Below are 13098 nucleotides of genomic sequence, written 5' to 3'. Positions count from 1 at the left end.
ACCCAGCTCCGCGCCGCACGCCCCGCCACGCCCACCCGTCACAGGAGGCCGCATTGCGAGGTTCCGCCACCGATTCCACGTCCACACCCGGCCACAGACATCTGCGCAGGGCCGCCGTCCCGCTGGCGTCGGCGGCCCTGCTGCTGCCGCTGCTCGGCGCGGCCCCCGCCCAGAGCAGCACCGACACCTCCGCCGGCCGGCTGCAGCACGCGTTCGCCACCGCGGCTACCGAGTACCACGTGCCGCAGAGCGTCCTGCTGGCCGTCTCCTACCTCCAGTCCCGCTGGGACTGGCACGCCGGCGCGCCCAGCGTGTCCGGCGGTTACGGTCCGATGCACCTCACGGACGCCCGCACCGCCATCGCCACCACGGAGCACTACGCCGAGGGCGCCGAGGACGCCCGCGGCGACGCCGCCCGCGCGGCCGTGCACCCGGACATCAAGGTGCCGGCCGATTCCGCGCTACCGGCCCGCCTGAAGACGCTGCCGAAGGCGGCACAGCTGACCGGGCTGCCGGCCGAGGAGCTGCGCACCGACCCGGCGGCGAACGTGGCCGGCGGCGCCGCCCTGCTCGCCGCCGCGCAGAAGGAGCTCGGCGAGCCGCTGAGCGCCGACCCGGCCGACTGGTACGGCGCGGTGGCCCGCTTCTCCGGCGCCGACGACACGGCGACCGCGGCCGCGTACGCCGACGACGTGTACGACGTCCTGCACACCGGCGAGGAACGCGTCACGGACGACGGCCAGCTCGTCGCGCTCGCCGCACAGCCCGGGCTGACCGCGGACACCGCGCAGCTGGGGCGGACCGGGCTGGGCACACTGCCCACGGACGGCGTCGAGTGCCCGAAGTCGGTGTCCTGCGAGGCGGTCTGGGCGCCGTACGCGCAGTTCGGGAACGATGACTACGGCAACCACGATCTCGGCGACCGTCCGGTGTCGCAGAGCATCAAGTACATCGTCATCCATGACACGGAGGGCGCCTGGGACGGGGTGCTGAACCTGATCCAGGACCCGACCTATGTGTCGTGGAACTACACGATCCGCTCCACGGACGGGCTGATCGCCCAGCACGTCAAGGCGAAGGACGTGGCCTGGCACGCCGGCAACTGGTACGTCAACGCCAAGTCCATCGGCATCGAGCACGAAGGTTTCCTCGCCAATCCGGACGCCTGGTACACGGAGGCGATGTACCGCTCCTCGGCCCGGCTGGTGAGGTACCTGGCCGCCAAGTACGCCATCCCGCTGGACCGGCAGCACATCCTGGGCCACGACAACGTGCCCGGCCCGACCACGTCCACGATTCCCGGTATGCACACGGACCCGGGTCCGTACTGGGACTGGCGGCACTACTTCCAGCTGCTGGGCCACCCCTTCAAGCGCGCGGGCGGCAAGCACAACGGGCTGGTCACCATCCTGCCGGACTACTCCGCGAACCAGCCGGCCTACACGGGCTGCACCACCAGCGGCGAGGCGTGCACGGCGCACGGCTCCAGCGAGGTGCGGCTGTACTCGGACCACGACGTGAACGCGCCGCTGATCAAGGACATCGGGCTGAAGCAGGACCCGACCGAGGACGTGAACGACCTGTCCTCCCGGGTCTCCACCGGACAGCAGTACGCGGTCGCGGACCGCTGGGGCGGCTGGACCGCGATCTGGTACCTGGGCCAGAAGGCCTGGTTCCAGAACCCGGTCAAGGCTCCGACGGCGGTGCCCGCCAAGGGACTGGTGATCACCCCGAAGGACGGCCTGGCGAGCATTCCGGTGTACGGCAGGGCCTACCCGGAGAAGGACGCGTACCCGGCGGGTGTCCCGGCGCAGTCGGTCGTCCCGCTGCCGTACACGATCCCGGCCGGACAGAAGTACGTGGTCGGTGACGAGGTGCCGGGCGAGTACTACTACTCGGTCACCTTCACCACCGACTCGCACCGGGTCGTGCTGGGCAAGGACCTGTACTACGAGATCCAGTACGGCCACCGGGTCGAATTCGTCCGCGCCGCGGACGTGACCCTGGAAGGCTCGGCCGGCTAGGCACGGCGGCGCGGCCTCAGCCCTGCTGGAAAAGCTCCGCCGGGAGCGGCTTCAGCAGGGCGTACAGGTCGTCGGTGATGGGGCGGTCCCAGGCCGCGATGGTGACGAGGACGCCGTCGCTGCGGTCGAACTGGACGCAGGAGATCCGGGACTCGGACAGCTTCAACCGCCGCACGATGAGCAGGTTGTCGCCCTGGAGGACCGGGGTGTCCTCGACGCCGACGACCGTGACCTCCTCGTCGTTCTCCAGCGCGAGCAGCAGCTGGCCCACCTCGAAGGGGATCTCGCCCTCGGCGACATCGCGGGCCGGGGAGCCCTCGGGGAGGTTGCCGATGATCATGGCGGGGCCGCGGCCGCCGAAGAGGTCGTAGCGCAGGAAGACACCCTGGCAGGTGCCGTCGGGCGCGGGCAGCAGGCCCGCGCCGAGGTTGCCCGGCCAGTCGCCCGGGTCCATGGCCAGCACGTCGAAATCGGGTCCGGCGGGAGTGGCGCTGCGGCGGCGGAGGAACGACATGCGGCCATGGTACGTGGGGTGCGCCGGAAGTGCGGAGCGGCTCCGCCTACAGTGCCGTTGGCTCCGGAGTGCCGTGATGGGGCCGTCGATCGGCTGCGGGTTCGTTGTGGCTGGTCGCGCAGGTCCTCGCGCCCCTTTGGGGCGCCGCCTCGGGGCGCCCTCGGGGCTCCGCCGGTCAGCTCAGGGGGCAGCTGGTGAGCAGGGTGGATGCGGGGGCGCCTGGCGGGCGTGGGACCGTGTGGTCGGTGGGCGGGAGGGCCCTGCCGGTGATCCAGGCCTCCAGGGCCTCGAAGGCCGAGTGGTGGCAGGGGACCATCGGGCGGAGTCGGTCGGGGAAGGCGTCGACCAGGGAGTCGGTGTGGGTGCCGTCCTCGATGCGGTAGTAGCGCAGCAGGGCGCCGCGCCCGGCCGCGTGGACCATGCGCGCGTAGACGTCGGAGTCCTGGCTGATCGGCAGCAGCACGTCGAGGGTGTCCTGGATGGTGATCAGCGGTTTGCCGATGCGTCCGGTGAGGGCGATCCGGTCGACGGTGCGGTGGACGGCCGCGGGCCGGGCCGCGTAGTCGTAGTCGGCGTCGCAGCCCGGTGTGCCGGAGGCGCAGAACGGGGTGCCGGCCTCGGTGGCGCCGTCGTAGCCGGGGTCGAGTTCCTCCCGGTAGATGCGCTGGGTCAGGTCCCAGTAGACCCGGTAGTGGTACGGCCACAGGAACTCCGAGCCGGCCGGGAAGCCGGCCCGGTGCAGCGCGTCCTCGGCCTCGGCGGCGCCGGGGCCGCCGGCGGCGTACGCGGGGTAGTGGCGCAGGGCCTGCGGCAGGAAGGTGAGCAGGTTGGGGCCGTCGGTGCGCCAGAGGGTGCCTTCCCAGTCGACTCCGCCGTCGTAGAGCTCGGGGTGGTTCTCCAGCTGCCAGCGGACGAGGTAGCCGCCGTTGGACAGGCCGGTGGCGATGGTGCGGGCGGGGGGCCGGTGGTAGCGCTGGGCGACCACGGCGCGGGCCGCGCGGGTGAGCTGGGTGAGGCGGGTGTTCCATTCGGCGATGGCGTCTCCGGGCCGCAGGCCGTCGCGGTAGAAGGCGGTGCCGGTGTTGCCCTTGTCGGTGGCGGCGTAGGCGTAGCCACGGGCGAGCACCCAGTCGGAGATGGCCTTGTCGTTCGCGTACTGCTCGCGGTTGCCGGGCGTCCCGGCGACGACCAGGCCGCCGTTCCAGTGGTCGGGCAGGCGCATGACGAACTGGGAGTCGTGGTTCCAGCCGTGGTTCGTGTCGGTGGTGGAGCTGTCGGGGAAGTAGCCGTCGATCTGGATGCCGGGCACGCCGCTGGGCGTGGGCAGGTCCTTGGGGGTGAGTCCGGCGTAGTCGGCCGGGTCGGTGTGGGCGGAGGCCACGGTGCCGGCGGTGGTCAGCTCGTCCAGGCAGTCGGCCTGCTGGTACGCGGCGCCGGGCACCTGGAGGTGGATGCGGCCGGCACAGTGTCCGTCCGGTGTGCCGGTGGGTGCCGCGGTGGCCGGGGTGGTCAGGAGCAGACAGGCCGCGGTGAGCGAGAGGGCGGGGAGAACGGCTCGGCGGGTGGGCCGTCTGTGCGGTGCGATCGGCATACGGGTACCTCCGGCTGTGGGTGGACGCGCTGGAGGCTAGGGGCGGGGTGGGTGCGCCCGACATGTGTGGGGCCGCCATGAAGACGGCCCCGGTAGCGTCGTCGGCCACCATGACCGACCGTGACCGACCTGGCTGACTCGATGTCAGGGGCAGCCGTTGTCGGCGATGGTGTAGTAACCCGTGGGTGACTCCTTCAGGGTGTGGGTGACGAACGTGTTGTAGAGGCCCATGTTCTGCTGGGATCCCTTGGCATAGGTGTAGCCGCCGCTGGTGGTGGCCCGTCCCGCCTGCACCTGGGCGTAGTTGCTCGCCGTCCAGCAGGCGGCCTCGCTGCCGCCACCGCCCGTGCCGCCACCACCGCCGCCGGGATCGGAGGTGTCCAGGCCGAAGAACCGGGCGATCCAGTAGCTGGAGCAGATGGAGGCGGCGAAGTAGGGCGCGCCGGTGCTGCCGCACTGCTGGGTGCCGGTGCCCGGGTCGACCGGGGTGCCGTGGCCGATGCCGGGGACCTCGTCGACCTCGACGGCGACCGTGCCGTCGGCGGCCAGGTACTGGTCCTGCCGGGTGGCGTCGGGCCCGATGGTCGTGGTGCGGCTCGGGGTCTGGGAGAGGCCGTGCAGGGCCGTCCACTGGTCGCGCAGTTCCGCGGCGTTGCGCGGGACGACCGTGGTGTCCTGGTCGCCGTACCAGACGGCCGTGCGCGGCCATGGCCCGGTGTACGACGGATAGGCGTCCCGCACCCGCTGGGCCCATTCGTCCGGGCTCAGGTCGACCCCCGGGTTCATGCAGGTGTACGGGCTGTTGTCCTTGGTGCAGTCGTAGGGCAGGCCCGCGACGACCGCTCCGGCGGAGAAGACGTCGGGGTAGGTGGCGAGCATGACGGCGGTCATGGCGCCGCCGGCGGACAGGCCGGTGACGTAGACGCGCCGGGGGTCGGCGCCGTAGGCGGTCTCGGCCTGGCTCACCATCTGCCGGATGGAGAGCGCCTCGCCCTGTCCGCGCCGGTTGTCCGAGGTCTGGAACCAGTTGAAGCACTGGCTCGGGTTGTTGGGCGAGCTGGTCTGCGCGAGCACCAGCAGATAGCCGTCGCGGTCGGCGAGCCCGGGCAGCCCGGAGTCGTCGGCGTAGACCTGGGCGTTCTGGGTGCAGCCGTGCAGGGCCACGACGACGGGCGGGTGCGCGGGCAGGGACGCGGGCCGGTACACGTACATGGTCAGGGCGCCGGGGTTGGATCCGAAGTCGCTCACCTGGGTGAGCGTCACGGAGGCCCGGGCGGCGGGCAACGGACCGGCGAGCGCGGTGCCGAGGACGACGGCGACGACGGCGAGGAGACGGGCCAGGAAACGGGGCAGGCGGCGGGCACGGGACGGCGCTCCGGCCGGCCTTCCGAACGGGGGCGGTGGCATGGGCGGCTCCTTTGCGGGACACGTGTCCCGGCCACTCGTGCGCGGGGCTGTGCGCACGGCGCCGGGCGTGGCGGCACCGTACGAAGGCGTGCGGGTCGCCACCATGGGCCCCGACACCACAGCCGTGTCCGTGCCGGTCGGCACCCGCCCGATTGCGGGCCGCCGTGCGGTCTGCTACGCCGATCCGGCCGCGCCCTGTCCGACGCTCAGTCCTCCGACGCTCCGGGGGACACCACCGCGATCGGGCTCGCCGCGTGCAGCAGGACGGCCTGGGTGACCGAGCCCATCATGCGGGCCGGTGCGAGCAGACGCCGCCGGTGCCGGCCGACGACGACCAGCTCGGCGTCCTTGGAGGCGGCGACGAGATGGCCGGCCGCGTCACCGGGCAGTGCCTCGACGTCGGCGCGGACCTCCGGGTGCCGCTCGCGGTGCGGGGCGAGGAAGCCCTCGGCGAGGGCACGGGTCTCGGTCTCGACGGCGCCCTGGTCGATCTGGGGCGGCACCAGCTGACCGGGGGCTGACCAGGTCTGCACCGGCCACGGGTAGGCGGCGATCACCTGCAGGCGGGCGCCGCGCAGGGCGGCCTCGGTGAAGGCGAAGGCGAGGGTGGCCTCGTCGGGGCTGTCGGCATGCAGGCCGACGACCACCCGGGGCCCGGGCTCGGCCGGACCCTCGCCGTGCACCTGCCGGCCGGGCCGGGGTACGACGACCACCGGGCACTCGGCGTCCCGGGCCGCGGCGAGCCCGTTGGAGCCGAGCAGCAGGCTGGCGAAGCCACCGCGGCCCCGGGAGCCGAGGACCAACAGCTGGGCGTCGGCGCCGAGTTCCGGCAGCACGGCGCCCGGTACGCCCTCCAGGGCGACGTACTCGACGGCGGACCCTGCGCCGCGCTCCGCGAGCCGGTTGCGCACGTCGTCCAGCACCGGATCGCCCCCCGCCTCGGGCTCCGCGGCGACCAGCACATCGGCCTGGCCCCAGGCGGCGTACTGCCGCACGTGCACCACCCGCAGCGGTGCGGCGCGGCGACGGGCGGCGTCGACGGCCCACTCCAGCGCGCGCAGGCTGTCGTTGGAGCCGTCGACCGCGGCGATGACCGGCGCAGTGCTCATCGTCCCTCACCTTTCGGAACACGACCTTGCCCTTGCTGGGGTCAGCCTGACTCAGGCGTGGGTCCCAGCGGGGTCCTGCTGGTCGCGTGTCCGGAAATCGGCGCGGAACACCCCCGGTTCGGCTGCCGGAAGTACGCGCGGTACCCCTTCGGTCCGGGTGGTGGTGCCGGTCTCGCCGCCCGGTCGGCTCAGGTGAGGTCGAACTCGCCTTCCCGGGCTCCGGAGACGAAGGCACCCCATTCCGCCGGCGTGAAGATCAGGGATGGGCTCTCCGGACGGCCGCTGTTGCGCATCGCGATGAAGCCCTCGACAAAGGCGATCTGGACATCGCCCATACCTCGGCTGCTGGACTGCCACTCGGCCTTGCTGAGGTCCAGCTCCGGCTTGTCCCAGCCCGCGAGCGGCTTCTGCTGGGTGGTGGTCTCGGCCACGTCCGTGCTCCTCCCGGTTCGTCGTCCGCGGCTCAGCCTAGCGACCGCTCACGATGCCCAACAGGCCACGTGGGGAGGACTTTCAGATCTCCGGTGGCCGCGCTCCCACGAGCCACATGGAGAAGAACTGCGAGCCGCCGCCGTAGGCGTGACCGAGCACCCTGCGGGCGCCGTCCACCTGGTGTTCCCCGGCCTGGCCGCGCACCTGGAGGGCGGCCTCGGCGAAGCGGATCATGCCGGAGGCGCCGATCGGGTTGGTGGAGAGCACTCCGCCGGACATGTTGACGGGCAGGTCGCCGTCGAGTTCTGTCACCCCGGACTCGGTGAGCTTCCAGCCCTCGCCCTCCTCCGCGAAGCCCAGGTTCTCCAGCCACATGGGCTCGTACCAGGAGAACGGCACGTACATCTCGGCGGCGTCGATGTCCCGGCGCGGGTCGGCGATGCCGGCCTGCCGGTAGACGTCGGCGGCGCAGTCCTTGCCGGCCTGCGGGGAGACGAAGTCCTTGCCCGCGAACAGGGTCGGCTCGCTGCGCATGGCCCCGCCGAGCATCCAGGCGGGCGGCCGGGGCGCGCGGGCGGCTCCGGCGCGGTCGGTGAGGATCATCGCGCAGGCGCCGTCGGAGGAGGGGCAGGTCTCGGAGTAGCGGATGGGGTCCCACAGCATGGGTGAGGCCTGGACCTTCTCCAGGGTGATGTCGTGCTCGTGGAGGTGGGCGTAGGGGTTCTTCAGGGCGTTGCGCCGGTCCTTGTAGGCGACGAGGGAGCCGATGGTGTCGGGGGCGCCGCTGCGCCGCATGTAGGCGCGCACGTGGGGAGCGAAGAAGCCGCCGGCGCCGGCGAGCAGGGGCTGCTGGAAGGGGATCGGCAGGGACAGGCCCCACATGGCGTTCGACTCGGACTGCTTCTCGAAGGCGAGGGTGAGGACGGTGCCGTGGACGCGGGCGGCGACCAGGTTCGCGGCCACCAGCGCGGTGGATCCGCCGACGGAGCCCGCGGTGTGCACCCGGAGCATGGGCTTGCCGACGGCGCCGAGCGCGTCGGCCAGGTACAGCTCGGGCATCATCACGCCCTCGAAGAAGTCGGGCGCCTTGCCGATCACCACGGCGTCGATGTCGGCCCAGGTCAACTCGGCGTCCTCGAGCGCCCTTTGGGCGGCCTCGCGGACGAGTCCGGCGATCGAGACGTCCCGGCGGGCGGCCACGTGCTTGGTCTGGCCGATGCCTACGACGGCCACGGGCTCCTTGCTCATCGTGGATCCCCTTCGAGTACGGCGACCAGGTTCTGCTGCAGGCAGGGGCCGGAGGTGGCGTGGGCGAGGGCGCGGTCGGACGCGCCGCGGTGGATGCGGGCGGCGGCCTCGCCGATGCGGATCAGTCCGGCGGCCATGACGGGGTTGGCGGCCAGCGCACCGCCGGAGGGGTTGACGCGCACGTCGTCACCGAGCCGGAGCGCCCTGCGCAGGATCACCTCCTGAGCGGTGAACGGGGCGTGCAACTCGGCGGTGTCGACGGGCCGTTCGAAGGCGCCGGCCCGTTCGGCGGCGAGCCGGGTGGAGGGCGAGTCGGTGAGGTCGCGGACGCCGAGGGCGTGGGCCTCGATGCGGTGGTCGACGCCGCGGATCCAGGCGGGCCGGGCGCACAGCCGGCGGGCCCGCTCGCCCGCCGCGAGGACCACGGCGGCGGCGCCGTCGCCGACGGGCGGGCAGTCGCCGGTGCGCAGCGGTCGTACGACGTAGTCGCCGTGTGGCACCTGCCCCTTGAGGTGGGCGTGCGGGTTGGCTTCCGCATCCGTGCGGCTGCGGGCGGCGACGGCGGCGAGCGCGGGTTCGTCGGCGTGGCCGGCGTCCATGAGGGCCTGTGCCTGGAGGGCGGCGAGGGCTATGGAGTCGGGCCACAGGGGGGCGAGGTAGTACGGGTCGAGCTGGCGGGTGAGGACGTCGCGCAGGGAGCCGGGCGAGGACTTGCCGTAGGCGTAGACGAGCGCGGTGTCGGCGTCGCCGGCGAGCAGCTTGGTCCAGGCCTCGTACAGCGCCCAGGCGCCGTCCATCTCGACGTGCGACTCGGAGATCGGCGGCCAGGCACCGACGCCGTCGAGGGCGAGGGTGAAGGAGAAGGCGCGGCCGGCGAGGTAGTCGCTGGAGCCGGAGCAGGTGAAGCCGATGTCGGCGGTCCTGAGGCCGGTCTGTGCCAGCACCTCGTGCAGGACCGGCATCAGCATCTCGACCTCGGAGGACTCCTCGGTGGAGCGCCGGTGGTCGGTCTGGGCGAAGGCGACGACCGCGATCTCCCGGGTCACAGCAGCTCCTTGTAGGTGTCGTAGTCGGCGTCGGGCTCGCCGGTGGGCCGGTAGTGGTCGGGGTAGCGGCCGCCCTCGGTCCACACGGGCTCCACGCGCAGGCCCATGCGCACCTGGTCGTAGGGGATGCCGCCGATCCGGGCGTGCAGGGCGAGGTCGGCGCCGTCGAGGGCGATGTGCGCGTAGACGTAGGGCACCTCGATGTCGAGGTTCTTCGCCTTGATGTTGACGATGCAGTAGGTGGTGACTGTGCCGCGGGGACCCACTTCGACCTGTTCCACTGTGGCCACACCACATGTGGGGCACGCACCCCTCGGGGGGACGTACACCTTGCGGCAGGAGGGGCAGCGTTCGCCGACGGTCCGCCGTTCCGAGAGGGCGTCGATGTAGTCGGACTGGGCGCGGCCGGGTGAGTAGGTGTAGTCCAGGCGGGCCGGGGCGACGATCCCGGTGATCCGGTCGTCGAACTCGCCGGTGTGGTCGCCGGCTTGTGCGGGTGCTCCGTCGTACGGCTCGAAGCAGGCGATGTCGGTGATGGCGCCGGTGCGTTCTGCGGCCCAGCGGATGCGGACCCGCATTCCGGTGTGCACGGAGTCGGGGCCGGGGGCGTCGAGGGCGTGCAGCAGGGCGGTGTCGGCGCCGTCGAGCCGGACCAAGGCCCAGGCGAAGGGGGTGCCGAGTGGCTGCCCGCGGCGCGGCGCGTGGTTCCACGCCCAGGTGGTGACCGTGCCCGTGGGGGCGACCTCCACCAGGTCGCGGAGTTCCTCGGCGGTGACGGGGTCGTACTCGACCGGTGGGACGAGGGTGCGTCCGTCGGTCGTTCTCACGCCGAGGACGGCGCGTTCGCGCAGGCCGGTGAGGAAGGCGCTCTGGACGGGGCCGAGGGAGCGGGTGAAGGGGAACTCGACGACGAGGGGGGCTTTGAGGACTTCGGGCATCCGGGAGGACTCCTTCGGCGGTTCAGGCGCGTTTGTAGACGGGGGGCCGCTTCTCCGCGAAGGCGCGGGCGCCTTCCTTGGCGTCGGCAGTGTCGAAGACCGGCCAGCCGCGCGCGAGTTCGGCCGCGAGCCCGTCGGTCTCCGTCATCTCCGCGGTCTCGTACACCGACGCCTTGACGGCCTCGACGGCGAGCGGGCCGCAGGCGTTGATCTGCTCGGCGATCTCCAGCGCCTTGCCCAGCGCGGAGCCGTCGGGGACGACATGGCCGATCAGTCCGATGTCCGCGGCCTCCCGGGCGCTGTACGGCCGTCCGGTGAGCAGCATCTCCAGGGCGTGGGTGCGCGGGATCTGGCGTTGCAGCCGGACGGTGGAGCCGCCGATCGGGAACAGGCCGCGCCGGACCTCGAACAGGCCGAAGGTCGCGGACTCGCCCGCGACCCGGATGTCGGTGCCCTGGAGGATCTCGGTGCCGCCCGCGACGCAGTACCCCTCGACGGCGGCGACGACCGGTTTGCGTGGCCGATGGTGGCGCAGCATCGCCTTCCAGTGCAGGTCGGGGTCGGCCTTGAGCCGGTCGCGATACCGCTCGCCTTCCATCCCCTTCCCGGCCAGGGCCTTGAGGTCCATGCCGGCGCAGAAGGAGCCGCCGGCCCCGGTGAGGACGATCGAGCGGATCCCGTCGTCCGCGTCGGCCGCCAGCCAGCCGTCGTACAGGCCGACGAGCATGGGAAGCGAGAGCGCGTTCCTGACGTCGGGCCTGTTGAGCGTGAGCACGAGCGTGGCGCCCTCGCGCCGCACGGTGAGGTGTTCCGTCCCGCCCATGGGCTTGTCTCCCCTCGGTGAGAACGAGAACAGGTTGCAGTAGGTGGGGAGGCACTTCAAGGGAGCTTCCAGGGTTTTCTGACAGACAGTCAGATTATTTGGGCGCGGGCCCTTCACAGTTGTCGTGGGCTTTGCTCTGATGACCGGCGTACCGACCGACCGATGCGCCTTTGTTCACCAGCACTGCCGGGGTCAGGAGGAGCGGTGGAGTACAACCTTGCCGACCTGTTCGAGTCGATCGTCGACGTGGTCCCGGACCGCGAGGCGCTCGTGTACGTCGACCACCCCGGCACCGGCGCGGAGCGCCGCCTGACCTACGCGGAACTGGACGCGGCCGCCAACCGCATCGCCCACCACCTGATCGACAGCGGGATACGGCCCGGGGAACACCTCGGCCTCCATCTGTACAACGGTGTCGAGTACCTGCAGACGGTGCTGGCCTGCCTGAAAGCGCGGATTGTCCCGGTCAACGTCAACTACCGCTATGTCGAAGAGGAGTTGGTGTACCTCTACCGGGACGCCGATCTGGTCGCGCTGGTCTTCGACGCCGAGTTCGCGGACCGGGTGGCGTCGGCGCTGCCGCGGGCGCCGATGCTGCGGCATCTGCTGCGGGTGGGCCCGGAGACGGCCGAGGTGCCCGGGGCGGTGCCGTTCGGCGACGCGGAGGCGTCCGGATCGCCGGCCCGTGGCTTCCCGGCCCGTTCCGCGGACGACCAGTTCATCATCTACACCGGTGGCACGACCGGCATGCCCAAGGGCGTCATGTGGCGCCAGGAGGACCTGTTCTTCGCCGGGCTCGGCGGCGGGGCGCCGACCGGGGAGCCGGTGAAGGCACCGGAGGAGCTGGCCGAGCGGGTCGCCGCCGGGGGCGCCGGAATCACCTTCTTCCCCACTCCCCCGCTGATGCACGGCACCTCCACCCTGACGGCGTTCATCGGCTTCAACTTCGGCCAACGTGTCGTCGTGCACCGCAAGTTCGTGCCGGAGGAGGTGCTGCGGACCGTCGAGAAGGAGAAGGTCACCAGCATGTCGCTGGTCGGCGACGCGATGCTCCGGCCGCTGATCGACGCACTGAGCGGGCCCCTGAAGGGCACGGACTGCTCGGCCCTCTTCAGCGTCTCCTCGTCGGGCGCCGTCATGTCGGAAACGGTGCGTCGGCAGTTCCGGGAGCTGGTGCCGAACGCCATGCTGCTCAACAACTTCGGCTCCTCCGAGTCCGGCTTCAACGGTACGGCGACGGAGGACTCGGGCCCCGAGCGCGGCTTCCGCCTGCGGGTCAACTCCCGTACCCGCGTGGTGGATCCGGCGACCCACGAACCGGTGGCCGCGGGCGAGATCGGCCGGGTCGCCCAGTGCGGCCATGTCCCGCTCGGCTACTACAACGACCCGCGGAAGACCGCCGAGACGTTCTTCGCGAAGGACGGGCAGCGCTGGGTCCTGCTCGGCGACATGGCGACGGTCGACGAGGACGGCGTGGTCACCGTGCTGGGCCGGGGCTCGCAGTGCATCAACACCGGCGGCGAGAAGGTCTATCCGGAGGAGGTCGAGCAGGCGCTCAAGGCGCATCCGGACGTGTACGACGCCCTGGTCGCCGGGGTCCCGGACGCCACCTGGGGCAACCATGTGGCCGCCGTGGTGCAGTTGCGCGCCGGAGCCTCGCACCCCTCGCTCGCCGACATCCAGAACCACTGCCGTACCCGGCTGGCCGGCTACAAGATCCCCCGGCAGCTGGTGATCACCGACACCATCCGGCGGAGCCCGAGCGGCAAGGCCGACTATCGGTGGGCACGTGAGGTGGCGGTGGCGGCCGACCGGCACTGACACGCCGGGGCGTCTCACCACCCCCACCACCCGGTAGCACTACTCTGTGCGCACGATCGACACCCATTCGGCTACTTTGGGTGACTATCAGTCGGTCGAGTCGTGCCGGTCCCGGCCTCCCGCACCGGCACCGGGCCACGCACGG

Annotated in this window: 11 protein-coding genes; 2 read left to right on the top strand and 9 right to left on the bottom strand. The window is 72.0% G+C overall.

The window, feature by feature from the left end; translation table 11 throughout:
* Positions 1-53: 53 nt before the first annotated feature.
* On the top strand, positions 54-2024 hold the full coding sequence (locus ACFYOH_RS34795) for an N-acetylmuramoyl-L-alanine amidase (RefSeq protein WP_388634162.1): 1971 nt from the start codon (positions 54-56) through the stop codon (positions 2022-2024).
* Positions 2025-2040: 16 nt separating this feature from the next.
* Here ACFYOH_RS34795 and ACFYOH_RS34790 read toward each other — a convergent pair whose 3' ends face one another.
* The 9 genes from ACFYOH_RS34790 to ACFYOH_RS34750 form a co-directional block, all read right to left on the bottom strand.
* The gene (locus ACFYOH_RS34790) at positions 2041-2538 is read right to left on the bottom strand and encodes a hypothetical protein (protein WP_014670824.1); all 498 of its coding nucleotides are present in this window, start codon (positions 2536-2538) and stop codon (positions 2041-2043) included.
* Between the two features lie 175 nt (positions 2539-2713).
* On the bottom strand, positions 2714-4129 hold the full coding sequence (locus tag ACFYOH_RS34785; RefSeq protein WP_388634160.1) for a 3-hydroxybutyrate oligomer hydrolase family protein: 1416 nt from the start codon (positions 4127-4129) through the stop codon (positions 2714-2716).
* A gap of 144 nt (positions 4130-4273) precedes the next feature.
* Positions 4274-5536 (bottom strand): alpha/beta hydrolase family esterase, encoded by a 1263-nt coding sequence (locus tag ACFYOH_RS34780; protein WP_388634157.1) that lies wholly within the window; start codon positions 5534-5536, stop codon positions 4274-4276.
* A gap of 206 nt (positions 5537-5742) precedes the next feature.
* Complete coding sequence (locus ACFYOH_RS34775; protein ID WP_388634155.1) at positions 5743-6645, bottom strand: universal stress protein; 903 nt, start codon at positions 6643-6645, stop codon at positions 5743-5745.
* A gap of 188 nt (positions 6646-6833) precedes the next feature.
* A complete protein-coding gene (locus ACFYOH_RS34770) occupies positions 6834-7076 on the bottom strand; it encodes a DUF397 domain-containing protein (protein ID WP_388634152.1) in 243 nt (80 codons plus the stop codon).
* Positions 7077-7158: 82 nt separating this feature from the next.
* Positions 7159-8325: a thiolase domain-containing protein gene (locus ACFYOH_RS34765; RefSeq protein WP_388634149.1), complete on the bottom strand. Its 1167-nt coding sequence runs from the start codon at positions 8323-8325 to the stop codon at positions 7159-7161.
* Entirely contained in the window at positions 8322-9371 is a 1050-nt protein-coding gene (locus tag ACFYOH_RS34760; protein ID WP_388634147.1) for a thiolase domain-containing protein, read from the bottom strand. The genes ACFYOH_RS34765 and ACFYOH_RS34760 overlap by 4 nt, the downstream gene beginning before the upstream one ends.
* Positions 9368-10309: a Zn-ribbon domain-containing OB-fold protein gene (locus ACFYOH_RS34755; RefSeq protein ID WP_388634144.1), complete on the bottom strand. Its 942-nt coding sequence runs from the start codon at positions 10307-10309 to the stop codon at positions 9368-9370. Before ACFYOH_RS34755 ends, ACFYOH_RS34760 begins: the two co-directional genes overlap by 4 nt.
* A 22-nt stretch (positions 10310-10331) precedes the next feature.
* The gene (locus ACFYOH_RS34750) at positions 10332-11132 is read right to left on the bottom strand and encodes a crotonase/enoyl-CoA hydratase family protein (RefSeq protein WP_388634141.1); all 801 of its coding nucleotides are present in this window, start codon (positions 11130-11132) and stop codon (positions 10332-10334) included.
* Positions 11133-11336: 204 nt separating this feature from the next.
* On the opposite strand from ACFYOH_RS34750, the gene ACFYOH_RS34745 reads away from it, so the two are divergent.
* Positions 11337-12953, top strand: coding sequence for an acyl-CoA synthetase (locus tag ACFYOH_RS34745; RefSeq protein ID WP_388634138.1), 1617 nt, complete (start codon positions 11337-11339; stop codon positions 12951-12953).
* Positions 12954-13098 lie beyond the last annotated feature (145 nt).

The sequence above is a fragment of the Streptomyces sp. NPDC007856 genome, assembly GCF_042868225.1.
In the GTDB taxonomy this organism is placed as follows: Bacteria; Actinomycetota; Actinomycetes; order Streptomycetales; family Streptomycetaceae; genus Streptomyces.
Note: the sequence above shows the minus strand (reverse complement) of the source record. Positions and strands in the feature narration are given on the sequence as shown.

Coding starts and splice junctions, on each gene's coding strand:
- ACFYOH_RS34775 (WP_388634155.1), bottom strand. CDS start 6,645: ATGAGCACTGCGCCGGTCATCGCCGCGGTCGACGGCTCCAACGACAGC.
- ACFYOH_RS34785 (WP_388634160.1), bottom strand. CDS start 4,129: ATGCCGATCGCACCGCACAGACGGCCCACCCGCCGAGCCGTTCTCCCC.
- ACFYOH_RS34765 (WP_388634149.1), bottom strand. CDS start 8,325: ATGAGCAAGGAGCCCGTGGCCGTCGTAGGCATCGGCCAGACCAAGCAC.
- ACFYOH_RS34755 (WP_388634144.1), bottom strand. CDS start 10,309: ATGCCCGAAGTCCTCAAAGCCCCCCTCGTCGTCGAGTTCCCCTTCACC.
- ACFYOH_RS34780 (WP_388634157.1), bottom strand. CDS start 5,536: ATGCCACCGCCCCCGTTCGGAAGGCCGGCCGGAGCGCCGTCCCGTGCC.
- ACFYOH_RS34790 (WP_014670824.1), bottom strand. CDS start 2,538: ATGTCGTTCCTCCGCCGCCGCAGCGCCACTCCCGCCGGACCCGATTTC.
- ACFYOH_RS34750 (WP_388634141.1), bottom strand. CDS start 11,132: ATGGGCGGGACGGAACACCTCACCGTGCGGCGCGAGGGCGCCACGCTC.